Annotated in this window: 17 protein-coding genes; 6 read left to right on the forward strand and 11 right to left on the reverse strand. The window is 43.7% G+C overall.

Annotation, left to right across the window (positions count from 1 at the left end):
* Positions 1–5: 5 nt before the first annotated feature.
* Positions 6–1547: a glycine--tRNA ligase gene (locus tag HYN59_RS03585; protein ID WP_108776958.1), complete on the reverse strand. Its 1542-nt coding sequence runs from the start codon at positions 1545–1547 to the stop codon at positions 6–8.
* A gap of 112 nt (positions 1548–1659) precedes the next feature.
* Between HYN59_RS03585 and HYN59_RS03590 the strand changes: the two genes are divergently transcribed.
* Together HYN59_RS03590 and HYN59_RS03595 are read left to right on the forward strand one after the other, a co-directional pair.
* Complete coding sequence (locus HYN59_RS03590; protein ID WP_108776959.1) at positions 1660–2337, forward strand: ComF family protein; 678 nt, start codon at positions 1660–1662, stop codon at positions 2335–2337.
* A 227-nt stretch (positions 2338–2564) separates the two neighbouring features.
* Positions 2565–4184: an Ig-like domain-containing domain gene (locus HYN59_RS03595; protein WP_108776960.1), complete on the forward strand. Its 1620-nt coding sequence runs from the start codon at positions 2565–2567 to the stop codon at positions 4182–4184.
* On the opposite strand, the gene HYN59_RS03600 is transcribed toward HYN59_RS03595, so the two are convergent.
* A complete protein-coding gene (locus tag HYN59_RS03600) occupies positions 4168–4932 on the reverse strand; it encodes an amidohydrolase (RefSeq protein ID WP_108776961.1) in 765 nt (254 codons plus the stop codon). The two genes, HYN59_RS03595 and HYN59_RS03600, sit on opposite strands and share 17 nt — an antisense overlap.
* Positions 4933–4977: 45 nt before the next feature.
* Here HYN59_RS03600 and HYN59_RS03605 point away from each other — a divergent pair, with 45 nt between their 5' ends.
* Positions 4978–7098, forward strand: a complete 2121-nt coding sequence (locus HYN59_RS03605) for a KAP family P-loop NTPase fold protein (RefSeq protein ID WP_181369503.1) — start codon at positions 4978–4980, stop codon at positions 7096–7098.
* Between the two features lie 25 nt (positions 7099–7123).
* Here the strand turns inward: HYN59_RS03605 and HYN59_RS03610 are convergent, their stop codons facing one another.
* Together HYN59_RS03610 and HYN59_RS03615 are read right to left on the reverse strand one after the other, a co-directional pair.
* Entirely contained in the window at positions 7124–8542 is a 1419-nt protein-coding gene (locus HYN59_RS03610; protein WP_108776963.1) for a glycoside hydrolase family 30 protein, read from the reverse strand.
* Positions 8543–8811: 269 nt separating this feature from the next.
* Positions 8812–9663 (reverse strand): ChaN family lipoprotein, encoded by an 852-nt coding sequence (locus HYN59_RS03615; protein ID WP_108776964.1) that lies wholly within the window; start codon positions 9661–9663, stop codon positions 8812–8814.
* Between the two features lie 236 nt (positions 9664–9899).
* Between HYN59_RS03615 and HYN59_RS03625 the strand changes: the two genes are divergently transcribed.
* The gene (locus HYN59_RS03625) at positions 9900–11261 is read left to right on the forward strand and encodes a hydroxymethylglutaryl-CoA synthase family protein (RefSeq protein ID WP_108776966.1); all 1362 of its coding nucleotides are present in this window, start codon (positions 9900–9902) and stop codon (positions 11259–11261) included.
* Here the strand turns inward: HYN59_RS03625 and HYN59_RS17935 are convergent.
* Positions 11176–11688 carry a hypothetical protein gene (locus HYN59_RS17935; RefSeq protein ID WP_146185853.1) on the reverse strand — a complete coding sequence of 171 codons (513 nt, stop codon included), beginning with the start codon at positions 11686–11688 and terminating at the stop codon, positions 11176–11178. The genes HYN59_RS03625 and HYN59_RS17935 overlap by 86 nt on opposite strands.
* Positions 11689–11724: 36 nt before the next feature.
* Positions 11725–12657, reverse strand: coding sequence for a hypothetical protein (locus HYN59_RS03635; RefSeq protein ID WP_108776968.1), 933 nt, complete (start codon positions 12655–12657; stop codon positions 11725–11727).
* A 103-nt stretch (positions 12658–12760) separates the two neighbouring features.
* On the opposite strand from HYN59_RS03635, the gene HYN59_RS03640 reads away from it, so the two are divergent.
* Positions 12761–14053 carry an aminopeptidase P family protein gene (locus tag HYN59_RS03640; protein ID WP_108776969.1) on the forward strand — a complete coding sequence of 431 codons (1293 nt, stop codon included), beginning with the start codon at positions 12761–12763 and terminating at the stop codon, positions 14051–14053.
* An 80-nt stretch (positions 14054–14133) separates the two neighbouring features.
* Here HYN59_RS03640 and HYN59_RS03645 read toward each other — a convergent pair whose 3' ends face one another.
* Positions 14134–15336 (reverse strand): AbiH family protein, encoded by a 1203-nt coding sequence (locus HYN59_RS03645; RefSeq protein WP_108776970.1) that lies wholly within the window; start codon positions 15334–15336, stop codon positions 14134–14136.
* Positions 15337–15501: 165 nt separating this feature from the next.
* On the opposite strand from HYN59_RS03645, the gene HYN59_RS03650 reads away from it, so the two are divergent.
* Complete coding sequence (locus tag HYN59_RS03650) at positions 15502–16284, forward strand: alpha/beta fold hydrolase (RefSeq protein ID WP_108776971.1); 783 nt, start codon at positions 15502–15504, stop codon at positions 16282–16284.
* A 128-nt stretch (positions 16285–16412) separates the two neighbouring features.
* Here HYN59_RS03650 and HYN59_RS03655 read toward each other — a convergent pair whose 3' ends face one another.
* The 4 genes from HYN59_RS03655 to HYN59_RS03670 all read right to left on the reverse strand — a co-directional run bounded on the left by HYN59_RS03655 (position 16413) and on the right by HYN59_RS03670 (position 25241).
* Complete coding sequence (locus HYN59_RS03655) at positions 16413–19181, reverse strand: PD-(D/E)XK nuclease family protein (protein WP_108776972.1); 2769 nt, start codon at positions 19179–19181, stop codon at positions 16413–16415.
* A 66-nt stretch (positions 19182–19247) separates the two neighbouring features.
* A complete protein-coding gene (locus HYN59_RS03660; RefSeq protein WP_108776973.1) occupies positions 19248–20636 on the reverse strand; it encodes an OmpA family protein in 1389 nt (462 codons plus the stop codon).
* Positions 20637–20746: 110 nt separating this feature from the next.
* The gene (gene kbl, locus HYN59_RS03665) at positions 20747–21940 is read right to left on the reverse strand and encodes a glycine C-acetyltransferase (protein WP_108776974.1); all 1194 of its coding nucleotides are present in this window, start codon (positions 21938–21940) and stop codon (positions 20747–20749) included.
* 160 nt (positions 21941–22100) lie between these two features.
* On the reverse strand, positions 22101–25241 hold the full coding sequence (locus HYN59_RS03670) for a UvrD-helicase domain-containing protein (RefSeq protein ID WP_108776975.1): 3141 nt from the start codon (positions 25239–25241) through the stop codon (positions 22101–22103).
* Positions 25242–25295 lie beyond the last annotated feature (54 nt).

Consider the following 25295-nt stretch of genomic DNA (forward strand, 5'->3'; position numbering starts at 1 on the left):
TACTATTACATCTTCATTAGCCAGTTCCGTACCGAAACTTCTTCATTGATGATGCTTCTTAATTCGGATATTTTCACCCTGTCCTGCTTCATGCTGTCGCGGTGGCGGATGGTCACGGTTTCGTCTTCAAGTGTCTGGTGGTCTACCGTGATGCAGAAAGGCGTACCCAGTGCATCCTGCCTGCGGTAACGGCGGCCAACGGCATCCTTCTCATCATACGCCACATTGAAGTCCCATTTAAGGTCCTCAATTATTTTACGGGCTACATCCGGCAGTCCGTCTTTCTTAACCAATGGCAGTACCGCGGCTTTTGTAGGTGCGAGTACCGCAGGCAGGCTTAGTACGGTACGAACGGAGCCGTCTTCCAAAGTTTCTTCTTTTAATGCTGTAGAGAATACGGCAAGGAACATCCTGTCGAGGCCGACAGACGTTTCTACTACGTATGGCACATAATTCTCGTTCAGCTCGGTATCGAAATACTGTAGTTTCTTACCGCTGAATTGCTCGTGTGCCTTAAGGTCGAAATCGGTACGCGAGTGGATCCCTTCCAGCTCCTTGAAGCCAAACGGGAAGTTGAACTCGATATCGGCAGCGGCATTGGCATAGTGCGCCAGCTTTTCATGGTCGTGGAAACGGTAATTCTCTTTTCCAAGGCCAAGCGACAGGTGCCATTTCAGCCTTGTTTCTTTCCAGTACTCATAGTATTTCATCTCTTCGCCCGGACGGACAAAGAACTGCATTTCCATCTGTTCGAATTCGCGCATACGGAAAATGAACTGCCTTGCCACAATCTCGTTACGGAACGCCTTGCCCGTTTGCGCGATACCGAAAGGTATTTTCATACGGCCGGTCTTTTGTACGTTCAGGAAGTTCACGAAGATACCCTGTGCCGTTTCCGGGCGAAGGTACAGGTCCATTGCATTAGCGGCTTCTGCGCCCAGCTTGGTGCCGAACATCAGGTTGAACTGCCTTACTTCCGTCCAGTTCTTAGAGCCTGTTTCCGGGTCGGCGATCTCGAGCTCTTCGATAAGCGCTTTCACATCGGCCAGGTTCTCTGTTTCCAATGAATGTGCCATGCGCTCCAGTATCTGGCGCTGTTTGGCTTTATATTCCATCACGCGGGCGTTTGTCGTAACGAATTCCTCCTCATTGAAGGCCTCGCCAAAACGCGCGCGCGCCTTTTCTATTTCTTTTTGGGCTTTCTGGTTAAGCTTCTCGGCATAATCCTCGATAAGCACGTCGGCCCTGTATCGTTTCTTGGAATCTTTGTTGTCTATCAAAGGGTCGTTGAACGCATCTACGTGCCCCGAAGCCTTCCATGTAGTAGGGTGCATGAATATCGCGGCATCAATACCCACAATGTTCTCATGCATCTGCACCATCGATTTCCACCAATATTCCCTGATGTTCTTCTTTAGTTCTGCGCCGTTCTGGCCGTAGTCGTATACTGCGCTTAAACCATCGTATATCTCGCTGGACTGGAAAATGAACCCATACTCCTTAGCGTGCGAAATAACATTCTTAAATTGATCTTCTTGTTTTGCCATAGTGGTGCAAAAATATAAAACCTAACTATATAAGTGTAGTAAATTACACAGAAAATCAGGCCAATGTTACAGAAATAAAAACGTTTTATATCTTTATCCCAAAAGCGGTATTATGCTCAGCTCCCTTTTCAACCTTCTCTTTCCTAAAACCTGCAATGGCTGTGACGGCCTGCTGCTGGAAAGTGAAGATGTTGTATGCACGGCCTGCCGCCACGATATGCCTTTTACGCTGCACCACCTGAATGCGGAGAATGAGACCTTCAAAAAGTTTTACGGAAGGCTCCCGCTGGAGCATGCTTCGGCATTTTTGTATTTCCACAAGGAAGGCATGGTACAGCAGATGGTCCACAACCTGAAATACCGGAAGCAGCAGGAAGTGGGCCGGCTGTTAGGCCAGTTGCATGCCGAAGACCTTAAAACCGTAGAAGCGCTTAAGGATGTTACCGATATCATCCCTGTGCCCATGCACCCAAAGAAACTCCGGCAGCGCGGGTACAACCAGGTAACGGAATTTGGGAAGGCTTTGGCCGAAGGGCTGGGCAAAAACTACAATGAGGCTATCCTGGTAAAGAAAGTACACACCCAAACCCAGACAAAAAAGAACCTTGCTGCACGTGCTGCTATAGCCAACGCTTTTGATGTGAACTTTACGGAAGCCGATTCAGGCAGGCACTTTTTGCTCATTGACGACGTTATCACTACCGGATCGACGCTCGAAGCCTGTGGGCGCGAGTTATTAAAGATTCCCGGCGCTAAGGTCAGCATTGTGACCATGGCTTATGCGCATTAAATAAACATTTTATTTAACCACATAGATACAGTAGTTTTCATAGTGATTTATTATTGCTGAAGGGAACATATTTGCACATAGCGAAGCGAAGCTTCATTCTCTGTGTCGCTCAACTGGGTTTATAATTTTCCTTTATGACTATGTGCCTATGTGGTTAGAATTATTTACTTAAAAATTTAGACAGTTACTGAATATAATTGTTATTTTGTGCTGTCAAAGAATTCAACATGCTGAAAAGTAGATTTTTCCTTTATATAGTGCTCCTTTCACTTGCCCTTACGGGATGCGCCAAACGCGGCAATATTACCGGCGGGGCGAAAGACACCATACCGCCTTCCATCACAGGAAGCTCGCCTGCTAATATGAGTACGGGGTTTAAAGGCAACCAAATCCATATCGATTTCAATGAGTATATCAAGATAAAGGACATCAGCAAGCAGCTTATCATTTCACCGCCGCTGAAATACACGCCGGACATTGTGCCTACCGGGAGCGCGAGCAAATTCATCAATATAAAGATCAAGGATACGCTTCAGGAAAATACCACGTACAGCTTCAATTTCGGGCAAAGCATTACCGACAACAACGAAGGCAACCCTTATTCGCAGTTCAAATTCATATTTTCTACCGGCAGTTATATCGATTCGCTTTCGCTAAAGGGACGAATAAAGGATGCCTACTCTCGCGAGACCGACAATTTCGTGACCATCATGCTGTATGAGGCTAACGAAACCTTTAACGACTCTACCATCTACAAAGAGCGTCCGAGATATGTGACCAATACGCTCGACAGCATGGTCAATTTTTCGCTGGAAAACCTTAAAGAGGGCAAATACCACCTCTTTGCATTGAAGGATAAGAACAACAATTACAAATACGACCCAAAGAGCGATAAGCTTGCATTCCTTAATGATGTGGTTACGGTACCCGACAGCCTTATCGCGGGGTACCAACTGGAGCTTTTCCAAGAAACACCGCCGTTTAAGTCATTTAAGCCATCGCTGGAAACATCCAATAAGTTCTTTATCGGCTATGAAGGAAATCCGAAAGGCGTAAAGGTAAATGTTAAGAATGGCACCGGCACTGAGGACATCCGCTCCCTGGTCACGCAGGTATCCGGTAAGGACTCCCTGAATGTATGGATACCAAGAGGCATCAAGGCCGACTCGCTACAGGTGCAGATAACGCACAGCGATTCGGCGAAGGACTTTACGATGAAGTTCAGGGAACTTAAGCAGAGTGATTCATTAAAGGTAGAAGCCGTACAGAAAGGCGGACTGAATTTCAGGGAAAAATTCACGCTGAGGCCGTCTACGCCATTAGTTTCCATTGACTCCACAAAGATAAGGCTGATAAATAAGGATTCCCTGGCAATTGCGTATACTTATGCTTACGATGAGTTTAAACAGGATCTGGCCTTTGATTTTCCGAAGGACGAGAACCAGCGGTATAACTTTCTGCTGCTGCCCGGGGCGCTCACTGATTTTTACGGAACGCAGAACGATTCCCTGAAATACAGCCTTGTTACAAAAACGCTGGCTGAATACGGCAACCTGCGGGTACGCCTTGAAAATGCAAACCGGTTTCCGCTTATACTGGAAATCACCAATGCCAAGGGAGAAGTTCAGGCTTCTTACTATTCTGAGGGGGAAACGCAGATTAATTTCGATGCCATATTGCCGGATAAATATCTTTTAAGGGTAATCTACGACAACAATAAGAACCGCGAGTGGGACAGCGGCTACTATCCTGACAGGCGCCAGCCCGAAGAAGTGATCTATTTCCCTAAGGAAGTAGACGTTCGGGAGAACTGGGATGTAGAGCAGCCCTTTAACCTTGGAGGGTAAAGTTATCCCTGTCGTTTAAAAAACCGAATTTTTTACGGTTTTCGAGTAAGCTTTCCTTATCGAGGTTTACTGTAAACACCCCTTCATTATCTGATGCATCGGCCAGCGTTGCACCCAGGCAGTCCAGTACCTGCGAATGCCCCGGATATAAGTGCCTGTTCTCATCTTTCCCGATCCTGTTAAGTCCTGCCACATAGCACATATTTTCTATCGCGCGTGCCTTTAGCAGCGTATCCCACGCAAACAGGCGTGGCGAAGGCCAGTTGGCTACATACAGCAGCAGGTCATAACCCTCTACGTTTCGTGCAAAAACGGGGAAACGTAAATCATAGCATACCAGCGGGCATATTTTCCAGCCATTATATTCCACGATAAGTTTTTCTGTCCCGGCGGTATAGGCCTTGTCTTCTCCTGCCAATGAGAAAAGATGGCGTTTGTCGTAGGTTTTTACCGCCCCATCAGGGAATACAAAAAGCAGGCGGTTGTAATACCTGCCATCCTCTTTAATAACGAGGCTTCCTGTAATGGCACAACCCTTAGCAGCAGCCATTTCCTTCATCCAGGCTACGGTTTCGCCGTCCATGGTTTCCGCCACAGCTTCCGGCTTCATGGTAAACCCTGTTGGGAACATTTCGGGCACGAGGATCAGGTCGGTCATTTCGATGCTGTTGATGAGCCTTTCGAAATTGGCACGGTTCGCCTGTGGGTTTTCCCAGGTAAGGGAGGTTTGTATGAGGGAGATCTTCATTATTTTACCATGAATTATTTTATAAATTTATGGAAAATAAAATCTATGGCAAATCAGTCTTACATTATCCCCGAACTCCCAATAAATTCTGAAGATGAAGATGTTTTTAATTTTAGCCCCTATGTGAAAAAGATTGATAAAATACTTCAAGCTAATTCTATCAATTCTGACCCCCTGACTATCGGGATTTATGGCAAATGGGGTGAAGGTAAGACATCATTTTTAAATTTACTCGCGACGCATCTTTCAGAATTTAAAGATGATGGCACTTCAAAACGCATACTAAAATATCATTTTAACCCATGGAGATATTCAGGAGAAGATGAAATGCTTTTAGCTTTTTTTGAAGGATTATCAAATATGTTGTCCATTCAAACAAATTCTTCTTTACAAAAAGCGGGCAAGTTTATCAAAAAGATAAGTAAGTATTTTAAAGCTATTAAGATTTCTTCAAGTGTTGGCATACCAAAATTTTTGGGAACAAAAGTAACTTTTGAGCTAAATGAGATATTAAAAGCTATGGGAGAGGATTTAGAAGGTAAGCCCATATCTCCCGAGGTATTAAATAAGGTTATAGATGATGCACTTTGCGAATCAAAATATAAAATCGTCATTTTTATAGATGATATAGATCGTTTGGATAAAGATGAAATATATACACTATTTAAAATTATAAAACTTAATGCTAATTTTAGAAATCTGGTTTATCTAATTGCTCTTGATCCAGAACAAGTTTCTAAAGCAATTCATCATAGATATGGTACGGATAAACTTGACGGAAAATTATTTATCGAAAAAATCATAAATATCCCGATCATATTACCTAGAATTGAAAAGGAAGATTTACAATTATTTTTTGATAAAAAAATTTCAGACTTAAATCGACTTCTTTCTTTAAATAAAGACAATGACTTTAAAGAAATAGCATTCGAATTTAGAAGATTCAACTTTAATAATCCAAGGGAAATTATTAGAGTAATAAATAGTTTTGCAATAAGTGCATGCGCAATTGGTGAGGAAGTAAACCTTCGTGATCTTTTCTGGATTGAATATTTAAAAATAACAAATGAAACTTGTTATAACGATATTAAAAATTACAATGAGGAAACTCAAATCTTTACTGAAATGTCAGGAGTTATAGATTTTAATGATGAAATCAATACACAGGGGAAACCTAATGGATTTAGAAAACACTTAATTAATACCTATCCTGAAATAGAATCTATATTAAACCATCTTTTCCCAAACAATAATTTTCAGGGAACGGGAAGTAAAATAGATTCTAAAACATTAGAAAAAGAATTAAGAATCAACTCATCTGATCATTTTGAAAAATTCTTTTCTTATCATACTTTCAGAAAGATTTCAGAAACTAATTTCAAGATTATAAAAAATTTAATCGCCGAGGAAAAAGAAGATGATTTAAAAACAGCTATTGTTAATTTATTTGCTCGTCACGCAGAATATAAAACATTATATAAAATTGAGAATCTTATTGAAGAACTAGATGTTGATAAACTTTTATTTCTTTCTCATTTTCTTATTTTAAATATCAATATTATACCCGAGATTGGTGAAGACATGTTTGGCAGAAGTTTTAGAATAAGAATAATAGAGAAAATTGCTATTACATTAAATGATAATGATATTTCTAAAGATTATTTAATTGACCTAGCAGAAGAGATGACATTATTTAATTTATGCTACTTTACAAGAAAATTTACTGTTCAAAATGTAAGAAATGAATTGCAGGAAGTGATAGTTCGCAGAATAAAACTTGAAAAGAAACCATTTTATGAGGAACCACTTAATGCCCCAAATAAAATGATAATGCAGATATGGAATAACAAAAATTCAGCAGAATTTGATAGGTTTATTAAAGACACTCTGCAAAATGATAATATTCTACTTCTTATAAGAAATTTTCCAGTGTATTGGAATAATACATTTTTTGGGGCTTTAACAAAAAGTAATTATGATTTTATGAAATCAATAATTGATGTGGATTATATATATGAAAAATTAAAAGAGTACCATGCAGAGTTATTTGATAAACACATTGATATTAGTGATATTGATTTTCAGGAATCAACTTCACATACAATTGAAGAAAATGCACTTCAGTTTATAAATTGGCATAATATTGAGAAATCGACTTCATTCTAATAATGAAGTCGACTCAGTTTTTGTATTACTCCATCACCAGCGTCCCAACCATACCAGCTTTCAGCATTAAGGTCGCCTTTTTATTTCCGGCACCAACATCAATCGTTTTATCCTGTTCCGAAGTATTTTGCAGTACGACAGCTATTTTCCCGTCAGGCGTTTTGTAGGCTACATTTGGCAATCCTTCCGGCATATCTGATTGCACCCTAACCGAACCCGGCCTCACGAATTTTGAGGAATGCGCAATGATGTAATAGGCAGGTTCGCGGGTTACTTTGTTGCCGGTAATGGTTATGGCGCCAAGGCAGCGGTCACAGCCACCCCTGTCGGTATGCGGCTCCTGCTTTTCGTCGGCAGCAAGGTTCCATTCCAGTACCGTTTTGCACCAGTTGCGTGGCGCGCCAATGCTCAGGTTCTCCGTATGCCAAGTAAGCTCTTTGGCAAAATCGCCGGGAGCGCCTACCCACTGCTCCGTAAAATATAAATTCTTATCAGGGTGTGCCGTATGTACTTTCGATATGGCATCTACCGTACCGCCATATAAGTGAAATGCGGATCCATCAATATACTTAGCCGCCTCTTTATCATCGAGTATTGAAATAGGATAATCCGGCCTGTCAGCGTTGTGGTCGTAAATGATGATCTTCGTTCTGATGTTGTTCTTTTTGAAAGCAGGGCCCAGATGGTCGCGCACGAACACTTTCTGGTCGGCGGCTTCCATCAGCAGGCTTGGGTTGTTGCCGGGATGCAGCGGCTCATTCTGTACCGTAAGGGCATAAATCGAAATACCATTCTCCTTCATTTGCTGCACATACTTCACGAGATATTTCGCGTAGGCCGGATAGTATTCCAGTTTCAGGCTGCCGCCGCGGGTATCGCCGTTGGTTTTCATCCATACGGGTGGCGACCAAGGCGAACCCAATATTTTTATATCAGGGTTTATCGCCAATATCTGCTGCAATACCGGAACAAGGTACTTTTTATCGTAACCGAGGTCAAAGCGGTCGATGTTTTTGTCGGTCTCGCCTTTTGGGAGGTCGTTATAGGAAAACAGCAATTCGTCAAGGTCGGATGCGCCCACGCTTATACGCAGGAAGCTTACACCGATATCATTGGTACCCGCGCCAAAAAGTTCCTTTAAAAGGTCGGCGCGCGACTGCGAATCCATTTTAAAAATATGCTTGGCACTGCCCCCTGTGAGGGTAAAGCCGAAGCCGTCCATTTCCTGGTATTTTACCGATGGGTCTATGCTAAGCTGCGTATGGGCTGCAGCTGTAGTATTGGAAACTGGCTGTTGCTGAAGCAGTGCTGATTTGTCGGGCATAGTAACCCATAATCCCGCGCCTGTAGATTTTGTTTTGGATGCCGAACCACAGCCTGCCACAAGCCCTGCAAGAAGTACTGTCGCTATGCCGGCTGCTGCTTTTGTCCTGATTTGAAACATAATAGAATTTTTTAGTTGATGTTTTTTTGGAAGACCCAAATTACGATAATTTCTGCTAAAAGGAAGCAATGAATTATGGGAAAATGGAACGCGGATGACGCAGATCGGGCGGATGACCACGGATTTTCCTACTGCCTTCAATATTTCATATTCTGCGTGGATATATTGCAACCTTTCCTATCTGCATTATTTAGATGACAAAATTGCCACAATGAGTATATCTGAAAACTGTGACCTGCCTTTGCCGGCAGGCAGGCTGCGACTGAAAACTAATACGTCTTCGTCATATCCTCATCTACCACCAATATAAAATCGGCCAGGTTGCCGTTTTCCTTTTCGAGTTTGGAAATATCTTTTTGGGATACCGCTGCGATGGTGATTACTTTAACACCCGGTTTTGCTTTTTTCAGGTACCAGCCAATGCCCTCGAAATTATCGCTGTGGTAGGTGCCGTTGTAATGAATGAATACCGTACCGGGCTTCAGGTTTTTGGCAATGAAATGTGCCATTGTTGCATCTTTTATTGCCTGTGCTTTTGGGAGGTTATCGCCGCCGTGGCCACCTGACATTTCGAACATTTTCACATAACCGGGCAGTGTCGCATCATACGCAATGGGCAATGGCGCTACCCACGCTTTTTCTTCGGCAGTAAGCCCATCAAGCGCTTCGAAGCCGCCTTTATACACTCTATTGGCAAAACGGCGGGGTACATTGGCCGCGATAAACGGATAGTTTTTCCCTTTAGCAAAGTCCACCAATGGCTTATAGTCGGTCTTATGATTGGGCCACAGGCGGGCCAGCGTGTCGAATGCTTTTTGGTCGATCTCCCCGCGCAGGTACTGGTCGAGTTGCTTTTGGTTATCGGCTTCGATCATCTCAGCGCCAAGTACTAACGGTTTGGTTTCCGAAAGGTCTTTTGCGAGTTCGAGTTCCAGCCAGTGGATTAGGGAATTGTCATGATGCTCCCCAAACAGTACAACTTCTGTATCTCCCGCGACTTTCAGCAGTTTTTTATAGGTGGTTTTTTTGCCTTGCTTAGTATAGAGCTGGTAGGGCCGGCCTTCCTGCGCAAAGGTTATGGCAGAAAGGAAAAGTGCTGTCAGGATTAGATGGAGTTTCATTGTGTTATTTTGATTGGATAAAAATAAGCAATTTTGGCCTCACCCCCAACCCCTCTCCATGGAGAGGAGCAGCTGCACTCATGCTGGATATGTTCACCAGATACATACCAAAACCTGAGGAATCAAAAATTTTACTCCCCGTTTTTTTTATAATTCTTAAAAATGCAATCTGGCCGAAAGTTGTTTGGCATTTTCCCATTCATCCTTTATACTTTTATATCTTAAAATCGTTCACTATGACCTTTGGAATTGACGCCATTGCCTTTGATATTGCCAGACTGCACCTACCGATAAAAACGCTTGCCGATGCCCGGGGCATTGATCCCGAAAAGCTCGAAAAAGGGCTCGGGCTCGTGAAAATGACATTACCTGATGTACACCAGGATACCGTGGTATTTGGCGCCAATGCCCTGACGAAACTCATTACTCAAAACCATATCGACCTGAAAGAAATCAGCCGTATTTATGTAGGTACCGAGAGCGGCATTGACAGTTCCAAGCCTATTGGGTCCTTCCTCGTTTCGCTGATGGAGCAGAAGTTTGGCGAAGGATCGCTTTCGCATTGCGATACACTGGATATTACATTCGCCTGCATTGGTGGCGTGGATGCACTGCACAACTGCCTGGACTACGTTCGCCTCAATCCAACAAAAAAAGCAATAGTTGTCACCACCGATATTGCTAAATACGATTTGGAGTCTACCGGCGAATACACGCAGGGAGCAGGCGCACTGGCGATGCTGATTAGTGCTGACCCGCGGATCATTTCCTTTTCAGGAGAATTTGCCGTGAGTACTAAGGGCGTATTCGATTTCTTTAAGCCCTATCACACAGTTGATAAAAGGGATATAAACGGCAACGAAAATAATGAACCCTGGCATGATGTGCTCGAAGCCGAAATTGAGATACATAAAGACCAGCCGGTATTCGACGGGCAGTATTCTAACCAATGCTATACTGACCGGACGAAAGAAGCGTATTTCCGGTTTAAAGAAATGACTAATACAAAAGGCTCATTGCATGAAAGCTGGGAGGCACTGCTCTTGCATCTGCCTTATGCTTACCAGGGCCGCAGGATGTTCCCTGAAATTTACGGACTTGACGCAGCCTCACCCCTGCTTACGGGTAACGAAGAGCCTTCGGAATACCAAAGTAAAATAAAGGAAATAGCAAAATCGGAGGCCTACAGGGATTTTGTAAACCGGAAATTGCAAATGGCTGAGACGGCATCATCGCTCATCGGAAATTTATATACCGGTTCCATTTTTATGGGATTGCTTTCGGCGTTAAGCCAATTCTCCAAAAATGGTGCGGATATTACCGGAAAGAAATTTGGGTTCCTGGCGTATGGCAGCGGCTCAAAATCGAAAGTATTCGAAGGCACGGTGCAACCCGGCTGGAAAGAAGCTATAGATAAAACGCAACTCTTTGACAAATTCGGCGAAAGCCATGAGATTGGTTTTGAAACCTATCTTAAACTACATAAAAAAGAGTTGAAGAGTAGTGTACTACCTACCACGAATGAATGGGCGCTTGACCGGATTGAGAAGGAAAGCCCGAATTTAAAAGGGGCGAGATATTACCGCTGGGCGGAGTAAAGCCAATTTCATTCTTAATAGACTTGACGGCTTCCTCAATATCATTCGTGATCTTAATATACATTCCATGATTAGCTCCCCTGAAATAGAGTTGGCCATTTTCGGCGGTAAGGATCATTACGCGGTCGAGTTCTTCAGGTTTGCGCTCTTCGGCAAATTCGAGCAGCAGCACATTGCCCTCAAGGTAGTAACGCCCGCAATAATAAGAATTGTTGATTCCCATAAAGTTTTCACGAAATACAAAAGTTTGGTTCTTCCTCAGCTTCAGCGTGTACTGCCCAAACTTATGCTGCCGCTGTGCTACAAGCATAGTGCGCGAAAGCCGGTTGAGGACATCGCCGCTCCGGGCCATACGGTCTTCCCTGCGCATCAGGGAACAACTCGTGAGGGTAAGCATGGAAAATATTAGTAGTATTATATTTTTCATGGGCTAAGGCGTTGATTTGTATAGATAAACAAATTGCTATGGCAAAAACGGATTGTTCTTTATAAGATCGTGATGATCATATTCAAATTTGTTGACCCAGCAACTTATGATACCTGAATCAAATTGCATCCCACCTTCGCGAATTTTCGACATTTGCATTTGTAACTTGTTATTTGGTTTGTAACTTTTGGTAAGTATCGCTGAATCCAGTGCCGCACAGGCATACATCCTTCCAATTGGATTTACTGAGAACAATAGTTTCTCAATGACACCATATTTCTTTTTCTCCAATAGGTATTTTAAGTTCAATTCGGCAAAATGTGCATAATCCCCATCTACATGATATATATCGCGATTTTTACTAAGATACTGTGGCGTATTCATATTATAAAAAATGGTCAATTCACGGGGTTCATATCGTCTATTAATTTCCAATTCCCATAAAAAATGAGGATGCTCTTTCCTATAAAGCAAAACATTATCATCATAGATCCGACTCCACTGCATCATATTGCCTGAACATTGTAAGGGAACTGTGATCTCTTTCAGGTAATGATCCCTGAAAATATCATTATCTGCATCAATTGAAATTTCAGAATATAATATACCGCCCTCAAAAACTAAAACGTTTATATATATACTCACGTATCCACCATAAACCTCGTGCTTTATATACTCAAGCTGGTCAGGAAGCAATACTCTTTCAGTACTTACATTCCCGTTAGCGGAAAGCAATGAAGGAAATATTTTAAGATAATTATCCATTGTTGGCAAAAGCCCCTGAGCCTTGTTCAGCATTTCATGAATATGCTGAATATCCTTGTCCATCCACTCTGCTACCGGATTCGTGACTTTCTCTTTTGGCCGGCAACTTATGCAATTATCAAGGGTTTGTAAATTAGTCTTATAAATGCTTTCCTGAGCAAAAAGCATTAATGGGAAGAGCAGCATTGCAACTAAACATCTCATCGCCTATTTATTTTCTATAAAAATAATCAAATAACAAACATCCGGCACAAGGCAATTTCGCAATAATCTTCCTATTTTTGATGTCCAAACAAAAAGAGATATCATGAAATACCACCAGATAGACAGCAGCCTTTTTATAAAGAACCGTAAAAAGTTCATGGCCGAAATGAAGCCGAAAAGCGTTGCCGTATTCAATTCCAATGACATTTACCCTATCAGCGCCGATAGCACCATACCGTTCCAGCAGCATCGCGACATCTTTTACCTGAGCGGTGCCGACCAGGAGGAAAGCATCCTGCTGCTGTGCCCGGACGCACCATACGAGCATCTGCGAGAGATATTGTTCCTGCGAGAGACCAACGAGCACATTGCCATTTGGGAAGGCGAAAAACTGACCAAACCCCGCGCGACTGAAGTGTCAGGTATTAAAAACATCATGTGGCTTAAAGATTTCGAGAAAACGCTTTTCGAGGTAATGACCTACTGCGATACCATCTATATCAATACCAATGAGCATTACCGCTCTGCCGTGGAAACACAGACTCGTGAGGACCGTTTCATCAAGTGGTGGAAGGAAAAATACCCTGCCCACCAGGTAGCCAAAAGTAACCCGATACTGCAAAGGCTGCGTTCTGTAAAAGAGCAGGAGGAACTTGACCTGATGCAGAATGCCTGCAACATTACCGAAAAAGGCTTCCGCCGACTGCTTGGTTTCGTAAAACCCGGCGTCTGGGAATACGAGATCGAGGCCGAGCTGATACACGAGTTCATTCGTAACCGTTCCAAAGGGTTTGCCTATACCCCGATCATTGCTTCGGGTAATAATGCCAACGTACTGCACTATATCGAGAACAACCAGCAATGCAAGGATGGCGACCTGATCCTCCTTGATGTTGCCGCCGAATATGCCAATTATTCTTCCGACCTGAGCCGTACCATCCCGGTATCCGGGCGCTATACGCAAAGGCAGAAGGACGTATACAATGCCGTATTGCGAGTAAAGAATGAAGCTACTAAAATGCTGGTTCCCGGCACGCTGTGGAAACAGTACCATGTGGAAGTCGGTAAGGTAATGACCTCCGAGCTGCTTGGCCTCGGGCTGATCGACAAAGCCGATGTGCAGAATGAAGACCCTGCATGGCCTGCGTATAAAAAATATTTTATGCACGGTACCTCGCACCATTTAGGGCTTGACACGCATGATTACGGCCTTTTAGCGGAACCAATGCAGGCTAATATGGTGTTTACCGTAGAGCCGGGCATTTACATCCCTGCGGAAGGTTTTGGTATCCGTTTGGAAGATAATGTTGTGGTACAAGCGAGCGGCGAACCGTTCAACCTAATGCGGAATATCCCTATTGAGGTAGAGGAGATTGAGAGTTTGATGAATTCTTAATTCCGGGTTTGGAGTTTCGGGTTCGGGGTTGCTTACTCTGCTGAATTAAAATATAACAGCCTGCATTGTGCAGGCTGTTTCTATTTTAATGGTAATTTTGTTTGAGGTAAAGGTTCACAAAGTGTTTTATTGACTATTCGCTCACGCATCATTTCTTTTTGATTAAAATGCCTTGATATATTTTGAATTAACTCGGTATAGTTATCTTTATTCCCGTTTTTATAGTAAAAAACTTTTATAGATAGACAATTTCTGTGTTCAAATATTCTATTTAATAAAATTCTGTCCGATAAGCCACACGAATGTCCCATAATATAAACTTGAAAAGGATTGCTTTCTACAAAATTCAACATTTTTTTATAGTTTGAATTTTGTAAATACTGGAAAGACTTAATATTTTTAAGATACTCATTATCGTCTTTCTTCTCTATAGTTTTATAATCATCATCCATTTCGTCTCCAAATCCAAAATTTATTGGATTTTTTATGTCTTTCAACTTGCCATGAATTTGAATTACTTCGCTTTGACCATAGTCATCTCTCCAACTTGCATTCATATATGTAGCATATATATCTGCGGTAGGAGTATAATTAAAATTCAGGAAAAGATTTTTTTCTTTATTTTCTTTATTTATTAAAATTGTGCCTTTAGCATTAAGATATTCTTTTATTTGCTCTTGAACATTATAACCAAATTCTTCTAAAAATTTATCTTTATGTCGCAAACGATTATATAAATCGAATATATTTGTGAATTGAGATATGTTTGAATCTTCTGAATAATCAAACTTGGAAGCAACCTCATCATACAGATAATTTTCAAGTAAGCATTTAACTCGGTCGAATTCCTGATTTAGCTCCTTTACCCTAGTATTATTATTATCTTTTAAGCATTCTTTTAGCAAGAAATAATATTCATTCTCTATATCGACCCAATTTTGAATGGACTGCTTTTCACAAATGTTTTTCAAAAATTGGCATTTGAAATCAATTCTATAAAGAAAATTTTCATACCCATCCTTATACTTGTAGTCGTCAAAAAAATCCATTAAAGATTTAAAAGAATTTACCTCTTCCAATGCATTATAGATACTCGAATGATGCATTGAGCTTAAATTAATTATTACTGAAATAAGGTCGTCTTCATATAATCTCTTTGAATCACCCTTTTGTTTGAGTGCATCAATAACATTTCTCCAGTAATAATTTAAAAAATCACAATATCCCGTTGGAAGCCCATGTGCCAAATCAAAGCCATTTCCTATTATAACTAACCTGTTCATTTATATTTGTTTGATTCTCAAATATAAATTATTCTTCGCTATAATTGGCGATTTTATTTATAAGGAGTATTTTTGCAGAAAGACACACCCCTGCCCCTCTCAAGAGGGGAAGAGCTTCACTCATGCCGGTCATCGGACTTCCGACATCGGACATCGGACAAAAAAATGAACCTACTCAACTACAAAAATATAAACCTCGCTTATTCCGATACCGGGAAGGGCACTGCCATTGTGCTGCTGCATGGCTTTTTGGAGAACAGTACCATGTGGGATTTTTTTGTGGGTGAGTTTACCAAAAAGTACCGGGTGATCACCATCGACCTGCTGGGACATGGGCAAACGGAATGCCTGGGCTACATCCACACTATGGAGGATATGGCCGATGCGGTATATGCCGTACTACATGAACTGCGCATCCGTAAAGCGATATTCATGGGGCACTCGATGGGCGGTTATGTGGCGTTGGCTTTCGCCGAATTGTACCCGGAGATGGTCAAGGGAATTGTGCTGCAAAACTCGACCTCGCGGGCTGATAGTGAAGAACGCAAAGCCAACCGCACCCGTGCCATAAAAGCGGTAAAGCAAAATTATGAGGGGTTTGTACGCCTCTCTATAGCAAATCTTTTCAGTGAGGAAAACCGGGAGAAATTTGCCGCCGAGATCGAGGCATTACGTACTGAAGCGCTCAAAACTCCGCTGCAGGGCATCGTTGCCGCATTGGAAGGCATGAAAGTTCGTAAAGACCGCGAGGTGATACTTCATTTTGCGCCTTATCCCGTGCTGTTGGTCCTGGGCAAAAAAGACCAAAGCCTTTTGTACGATGAGCATGCCGACCAGGTCGAGGGTACCGATAAAAAGCTGGTTTCCTATCCATACGGGCACATGAGCCATATTGAAAGCCGGGAGGTTTTGCTGAAGGAGGTTTTGGAGTTTTTTAAAGGTTGTTGAGAATGGAACGCGGATGACGCGGATCGGGCGGATTACCGAGGATTTATATCCCTGAGAATAATAATTTTGTACATTAATTGAGATTCTTCGACTTCGCTGCGCTGCGCTCAGAATGACACAGAGTAAAACTAAATTTTCTCTACAAACGGCAATTCCTTATCCAATATCTCATTGATAAGGATAATAAGCTGTGTTTTGAATTCCTCTAAAAGTTCGCTGTCTACAATGTCTTTTGAAATAGACTTATCGTAGCTGTCTTTGAACGAAAAACTCATAAACCCGTTTTTCATATTCTTGAACGATATGATGCCCGCTTCAGTTTCAAGGCCGCCTGCCTGCTGTTCGTACATAAAAACATACGTGAGCAGCTGAATGATCTTTTCGTTCTTTATATCGCCAGAAAGGCCTTCCCAGGCTTTAAGGGTAAGGTCGCGTTTTTCTACTTTACCGGTTTTATAATCCACAATACGAAGCCTGCCGTTGCGCTCTTCGATACGGTCTATGTTTCCTGATATCAGTACCGGATAGGGAAGCCTGTCGTCTTCAAGCCAGCGCTCATAACGCTGCTCTAATGCACGAATCTTTACCGCATCGCCTGCCGAAAGGCCCTGCTTTTCCTGTTTCAGGAAGTTATGCACGTTGCGTTTGGCCACCTCAAAAGCCAGAAGGTTCCGGCCTTTGCGTATTTCGCCTTCTTTGTACACCAGTACAAACTGCCGCATCACCTCATCATCTACAAGGGCTGTCATGTTGTCCACATCGTGTGTGGCAAGAAATTTACCTATATAAGGCATGTACAGGTTTTCCAACGCCCCGTGGATAATAGTACCCAATGTGTTTAGTGCGATGCTTTCCTCTACCTCTTCGGCTTCGCGGATGCGCAGTACCCTTTGGTAATAAAATTGTATCGGGTTGCGGATGTAACCCGTTAATGCCGATGGCGAAAAACCTTTTACTGTCGCGATCTCCTTAAGCCTGTCTATTACCTTTTCGGTTTTGGGAACCGTCATGGGTTCGTAGGCTTTGTCAGGAAGGTAGGCATTGTAGATACCGCTCTCCAGGTTGTGTGCAGGCTTCTTTTCTATTTCGAGCTGGGTAAGGAAACGGCTGCGTTCACCGGCATCAAGGCCTTCGCTTTCGGTATTATAGAGCAGGTACACATTCTTTGCCCGAAGCAGCAGGTGGTAAAAGTGGTAGCTGTATATGGCATCCTTTTCTTTGTAGGTAGGTAGCCCGAGTTCTCTTTTTACATCATAAGGAATAAACGAGTTTTGGCTTTTCCCTGCGGGGAATTTACCTTCGTTCATAGAGGTGATGATCACATTCTCAAAATCCAATACGCGGCTTTCCAGTACACCCATGATCTGCAGGCCGGACAGGGGTTCGCCTTCAAACGATACCTCGGCCAGTTCGATTACCTGTTTGTAGATGGCATGGAGCACCGTGATGTTGTCCATTTGCGGATGCACTTCGTAATAATTGATGAGCTTATTGATTACCTTAAATATAGAATACAAAAAAGCCTTGGTGATCTTGTCTTCCTCGTCATCGGTGCTGAGAAAGGATTTAAGCGACAGCAATATTTCCGACAGTCTTGCAAGTATCTGCCCCGCATTATTTTCCCATCGTTCAAACAGGAGCCTGAAAAATGGCGAAGCTTTGCCCTGTATCTGGAACAATTTGCTTAGAGAAAAGAAGGTAAAGTTATTCCGGTTGATGACTTCAACTAAATAGGCTGCGCCAGCATACGGCTCTACCAAAGGATGCGTCAGTATGTCCAGCACTTCACGGTAGTACAGCGTATAGTTCTTTTCGCTGCGGCCTATGGCATTGGTATGCAGCTTAAACAGCTTTTGTACCAGTATCTGTGCGGGGTTGTTGCGGCTGCTGTAGCCCATGGTAATATTCAGGCTGCCCACGCTTGCCGGAAGGCTGTAAAGTATCGGGATGAGCAGGTTTTCCTCGCCTAAGACCAAAGCAGTCCTGTCAAGGCTCTGCCCTTCTTTCCGGATCTGCTCCACAATCTCGCCTGCTATTTTGGCCTGCCCCACCGTTTTTGGCGTACCGATGATCTTTATGTTCTTTTGCAGGCTGAATTCATCTACAATCCATTCAAACGGCTGTGTGGTATACTGCCTCCATTCTTTTTTGAACCGGCGTATGAACAGGCCTGAGTCATGGTAAGGGTCGTTCAGGAAAGCCTGGTCGATGTCCCAATAAATCCGCGCCTGCCCTACTGACAGCAGGTGCTGTATGATTTTTTCCTCGGCGGCATTAAGGGCATTGAAACCTGCAAAGATGAGCTGCTCTTTTTTAAAAGCGTTCGAAAAATGGTTGATATTATTGACAGCCTCACGGTAAATGAGTCCCTGGTACCCGGCACCTTTAGTGAGCAGGTGAGTATAGAGCGTGTTATAATACAACGGCAGGAGCTTCCAGAATTCGAGGTAATTCCCAATCATTGTCGTCCGCTTTTCCACATCTACGGCCCAGTGCTCAATTTCCTGGATGTTTTCAAGGTAGGTAAGCACATGCCTTGGGTCGAGCAGGTAACGGTCTATCTCATTAAAATCCTGGAGCAGGGTCTTGCCCCAGTTCGCAAAGGTTTCAAAAGGCTGCTGCTTATCTTTTGGCGTAAGTTCCAGGTAAATGGTATAAAACTCAAACAACAGCTCAATAGCATCCATTGATCGTATGCCGGCAACATCCTGTATGAAATCCTCGATACTGATGATTTCCGGCGCGAATACTGTAGCATCCAGCTGTTTTTTCAGCGCTTCTATCAAAAATACCTTAGCGCGCTTGTTGGGCAGCACAATGATGATCCCGGATAGCGCACTTCCATATTTGCCTACTAATTCACTGCTGAGCCTGTCGAGGAAAGTTACATCTGCCATGGTATAAAAATAAAAAAACGTCCCGATACAATCGGGACGCCTTTCAATTATTTTGGTTATATAAACTTATTCTTTGATAAGCTTGATCTCAACCCTTCTGTTCTGTGCTTTACCGGCAGCAGTTTTGTTGGTAGCGATCGGTTTAGTTTCACCGAAACCTGTAGACATTAGCCTGTCAGCAGCTACACCGCCCTGGATCAGGAAGTTCTTAACAGCAGCAGCCCTGTTTTCAGATAGTGTCTGGTTAAGCGCGTTGCTACCATCGCTATCAGTGTGGCCTTCGATGCTGAATTTAGCTTGTGGGTATTCTTTGAAGATCGCAAGCATAGAGTTCAGTACCGGCATAGTTTCTTCTTTAAATGTAGCTTTACCGCTGTTGAAAAGAATTGTCCTTGCAAACTCGTTAAGACGTTTGATCACTTCTTCAGTAACTTCAGGACATCCACGGTTTGCAGAAGTACCTTTTACGTTAGGGCAAAGATCGTCTTTGTCAAGTACACCGTCGCCATCTGTATCCGGCCATGGGCATCCCATGTTTTCTTTTGGACCTGCAACTTCAGGACATTTGTCATCTTTATCAGCAAGGCCGTCACCGTCTGTATCAGGACATCCGTTGAATTCTTTAGGGCCTGCAACATCCGGACAAGAGTCGTCTTTGTTAGGTATGCCGTCACCATCTGTATCAGGACATCCCTGGAACTCAGCTACACCCACTTCGTCAGGACACTGGTCGTCTTTGTCAGGAATACCGTCACCATCGCGGTCAGGACATCCCATGAATTCTTTCGGGCCTGCTTCTGTAGGGCACTGGTCGTCTTTGTCATATATACCGTCACCGTCAGTATCTTTACCTCCAAATTTGAAAGTAAGACCTGCAAAGTGCTGTATGTGCCTTGGTACGTTAGCTTCTGCCTGATCTTCAAATGTATGCTTGTAAGTAGACTGTACTGTAAGTGCAACATTTTCTGTAAACCAGAAGTTGATACCAACACCACCGTTTACAGTACCGTTACCTTTGCTGTCAAGCCATGTGTAACCTCCACCTAAGTGAACGTACGGGTTGAACCAGCTTTTGTTCAAAAAGCCATATTTGATCATACCATCAAGGCCGTAGTAAGTAAGGTCGCCCGGATTGGTTGTCATGTAATCCTGAGTTCCCGGAGTACGTGTAACCAGTTTGTCGATTTTGTTTACCGAACCGGTAAGGCCGATTGAAAAGCCATCGCCTACGTGCCTTGACACATTAATGTACGATATAGATGGAAGAATGTTCCAGCTTTCCTTAAATTTGAAATAGTGGCTAAATTGGTCTTCAAATTTTGAAGCAGCACCGAAACGTGTGCTTACTGCATTGACACCAAATTGGATAGCCCAAGGGTTGTCTTCGTCCTGCGCCTGGGCGTTCAGACCCAAAGCCAACAGAGCAGCTAAGAATAGTTTGTTAAGATGTCTCATACTTTTTTTGTTTTAATTACGAAAGGTTATATAGGACAAATTTACTGTGTTAAAGTATAACAGCAAAACCTTTTATTAATAATTATCTTACTAATACGCCTAAATTGTAGTTAAATCACTGTTAAAGCTTTGCCAACTTCGGTAAAGGCCGTAATGGCTTTATCCAGATGTTCCTGAGTATGAGCAGCTGACAGCTGTACCCTTATCCTTGCTTTTCCTTTTGGCACCACAGGAAAGAAAAATCCTATTACGTAAATCCCTTTCTTCAATAGCTCATCAGCCATGGTTTGGGATAGCTTGGCATCATACAGCATTACCGGTACAATAGCCGAATCGCCGTCGATAATATCGAAGCCTGCTTTTTTCATACCTTCCTTAAAGTAATTGGTATTCCATTCCAGCTTGTCCCGTAACGAAGTATCTTTCTTAAGCAGTTCGAACACCTTTATAGATGCACCCACGATAGCCGGGGCAAGGGAGTTGGAGAACAGATACGGGCGCGAGCGCTGCCTCAATATTTCGATGATTTCTTTTTTGCCTGTAGTATAACCGCCCATTGCGCCGCCCAGCGCTTTGCCCAGCGTACCGGTAATGATATCTACACGGCCCATTACGCCTTTCGCCTCCAGCGTACCTTTTCCTGTAGCACCTATGAAGCCTGCCGCATGGCATTCGTCTACCATTACCATGGCATCATATTTATCGGCAAGGTCGCATATTTTGTCCAACGGGGCCACCAGCCCGTCCATAGAGAACACCCCATCGGTCACAATGATCTTAAAGCGCCTGCCTTCCTCATTGGCTTTTATCAGCTGCTCTTCCAGCTCCTGCATGTTGCTGTTCTCATAACGGTAACGCGCCGCCTTGCACAAACGCACACCATCGATGATTGAGGCATGGTTAAGGCTGTCTGAGATAATGGCATCCTCTTCGCCCAGCAAAGGTTCGAACACACCGCCATTGGCATCAAAAGCCGCGGCATATAATATAGTATCTTCGGTTCCATAGAAATCGGCAATGGCTTTCTCAAGGTTTTTGTGGATATCCTGAGTGCCACAAATGAAGCGCACCGACGACATCCCGAAACCGTGGGTATCCATCGCGTCTTTAGCTGCCTGTATCACTTCCGGGTGCGATGACAGCCCCAGGTAGTTATTGGCGCAGAAGTTAAGGACGGTCTGCCCGCTGTCGAGTGTTATCTCCGCACCCTGAGGCGAAGCGATTATCCTTTCTTTTTTGTAAAGGCCGTTCTCTTTGATGGATTCAAGTTCTTCGGAGAGATGTTGTTTAATTTTTCCGTACATTTTATGTTGTTTAGTTTGTTTGTTATTCTCTGTGCGTTACATATGGAGCAACTAACTTTACCCAATGCCGCTTAATCCTCTCCCCCGACCCCTCTCCCAAGGAGAGGGGAGCGAGACGTGCCGACCTTGCGTTTTATGCAAATTTATCAATTACTTTTTGCTATGAAACTTCTATTATTGAAATTCCTTCACCTATATATACAAGCGCTTTCTTAACCACTTCGAGTCCCATTGCTTCAAGTGATCTTTGGTAATCGGCCAACTGCCTTTCATATTTCGGCATGTGTACCCCCGTTTTATAATCCAGCAGCCATGCTTTGCCATCGCGTACCGCTACCCTGTCGGGTTTTATGGTGGAGGTGCCTTTGCTGATGATGCTCTGTTCGCTGAATATCTCCATGCCGTCTGCAAAGAAGTCTGCGAGTTCGGGGTGGTAGATGACTTCCCTTAGCATGGTTGCCACATCTTCCGACTGCGAATGCACGATCAGGCCTTCTTCGACTGCTTTCATGACAGCAAGGGGGATATCGTTCCCTGTTTTCACAAAGGATAATATTTCGTGCATTACGTTACCAAACTCAATTGCCATCAGCTGCGTAGTGCCCCACATGAGTGATTCGCGCTGCGCGATCTTTACAGCGCGGGGGTTAAAGCGTTCCCGAACCACTTTTATCGTCTGCTGTGGTTCGACATAGTCTTCCTCTTTTGATAATTTCTCAGGGCTCCCGAAACTATATTCCGCAATACGGTTATCGAACACGCCCTTATCTATAAGGTATTTTATAAAATAAGAGGACATGTTATTGGTTAGCTCGCCCCTTGAGGTAAAGTTCCTATTGGATATAATGAACAGCTGCTCTTCGGCACGGGTAAGCGCTACATATAATATATTGATATTGTCCAGCAGTTCTTCCTGCGATTTTACCAGGTACATCTCGGCGGCCTTTTCACCATATTCGGCTACGGCCCTGCTGCTGTCTATTAGCGCTTTCTGGAATTCGAATGTATCGTCATCCAGTTCCAGCCAGAGCTTGTCACGGCGGGCACGGGCATAGTCTTCTTCGGCAAAGGGGAAAATGACCACCGGGAATTCCAGCCCTTTGGATTTGTGAATCGTCATGATGCGTACGGCATCGTTGCCTTCCGGCGATGGTATGCTGAATTTGGAACCGTTATTATCCCAGTATTCCAAAAAATCTGAAATGCCCGATTGCGTACGGATATCCCTTTCCAAAACCAGGTCGAGAAAGTATTGCACATAACTCTGGTTGCTCTTTTCTTTAATGAAGGCATCCACTATAGTTTCCACGGCTTCATAAAGCGACCGTTTCCTGCAATTTTTGAAGGATATATGTATACCATGCGCGCCCAGCCAGTTTTCGAGGGTTTCCTCATCGGGCTGCTGCATGCCTTCGGCAACAAAGTCGTGCACACCCATGCTGTGGCTTTGCGTGGCCGCGGCAAAATACAGGAAGTAGGCCTTGGCCTCTATATTGGCATTGCTTTTCAGGTAGCGCAGCAGGCTGATGATGAGCTTCACCTCTGTAGCATTCTCTATCAGCAATGTTTCGGATGAAAGTATGGGCACCGCGTTTTCGGTCAGGTAATTGGCCAGCAAAATACCCGGCTGCCTCCTTCGCGTTAGTAATACAATGTCCTTGTACTGAAAGCCACGGGTGCGTAGTTTTTCTATGGTTGCCAGCGTTGCCTTCAGGTACAATTCGTTTTTATCGATCTCTTCTTCCGGGTCCTGCTGTATCTTAGGCAGGAACGAAATATTCACATAGCCGCCTTTTTTGGTGTTGTAACCCTGCGTGCTGCCGGCATACATGGCTTTGTAATCCTCATTTTCGAATTCGCCTGAAAGGAATGAAAAGAAATCGTTATTAAAATCGATGACCTCGCTGAAGCTCCTGTAATTGTTACCTAATTCGATGCGGGCATAGTCCGGGTTGGAAAACGGGTTATGGCCTTTACCCAGCTCAATGAACTGTTCGGCCTTCCCGCCCCGCCAGCGGTAAATGGACTGCTTGGGATCGCCCACGATCATCAGCGAGCCTTTTATGCCCTGCAGGTCTTCGGATGCAAGGGAATTATCGATAAGCGGAATAAGGTTGTGCCACTGCATTTGCGAGGTATCCTGAAACTCATCGATAAAAAAGTGGCGGTACCGCTCCCCCAGCCTTTCGTAAATAAACGGGGCCGGCTGGTTTTGTATTTCCTTATGGATAATAGCATTGAACTCGGATATCGAAAGCACGTTCTGCTCCTTCTGGATGCGCTCCAGTTCCTGCCCAATGGAATTGAGCAGTGACAGCGGCGTAATATTCTTCAGGAATGCATTGTAGAAATTGCGCTTCTCGTAATTCTTATACGACTTTTCGAGCAGCGACAGCAAATCGGGCAATAGTGCATCTATAAGCCCGCGATCTTTAGCCGTTTTATTTATCTGGACATCTTCAACGGCGTAGTATTTTTTGTGGGTGCTGTTGAGCGTGCCTTCTTTTATATAATTAATGTGGTTCGGGAAAGTGCCGCGCGAAAATGATGCAGGGTCGATACCGCTGCTTTCCAACATCCCGGCCATTTTTTCCCCCAACTCCCTGCATTCTTTTTCCAGCACCGTAATGGTTTCCTTCAGCTTTTCCCTGATGAAAAGAAATTCCTCAATAGATTTATCTTTAAACTGGTGCAGTTCGTTTCGGTTGTTCTCATCAATGAGCAGCCTTCCCGTTTCAAAAAGCTCATGGGTCACATCCCAGCTTTTGTCGTTGTCGGTCTTATCAAGTGAAAAATCGACCAGCAGCTGCGTCAGTACCTCATTCTCCCCCGCTTTGGATATAATGGCATCTACGGCTTCCCGAAGGAGGATGTCGGTTTCGAGCGACACATCAAAAGTCAGCGATAAATTCAGGTCGTGCGCAAAAGCCCGTATCACTTTATGGGTAAACCTGTCGATGGTAGAAATATCAAACGAGGCGTAGTTATGGATGATATTCTTAATGATGGCGCGTGCCTTGTCTTTTATGGTAGCAAGCGAAAGCCCCGTCTCTTTGGAAAGTTCCTTCATCAGCGCTTCGGCCCTTTCGCCGGGCTCGTCTTTCGCAAAATCGGAAAGATTCAGGATGATGCGCCCCTTCATTTCCTCGACCGCTTTGTTGGTAAACGTTATGGCAAGTATCCTGCGGTAGGCATCATCAGTAGGAGCCTGCAGCAATATGCTCAGGTATTCCTTTACCAGCATATAGGTTTTGCCCGAACCGGCAGAAGCGTTATATATAGAAAATGCAGTTTTTGCCACTTAAAATGAAGGGTTTATAATCCGGGAAACTAAATTATCACAAATTCTTAGTTT

The organism is Flavobacterium album, assembly GCF_003096035.1.
Classification (GTDB): Bacteria; Bacteroidota; Bacteroidia; order Flavobacteriales; family Flavobacteriaceae; genus Flavobacterium; species Flavobacterium album.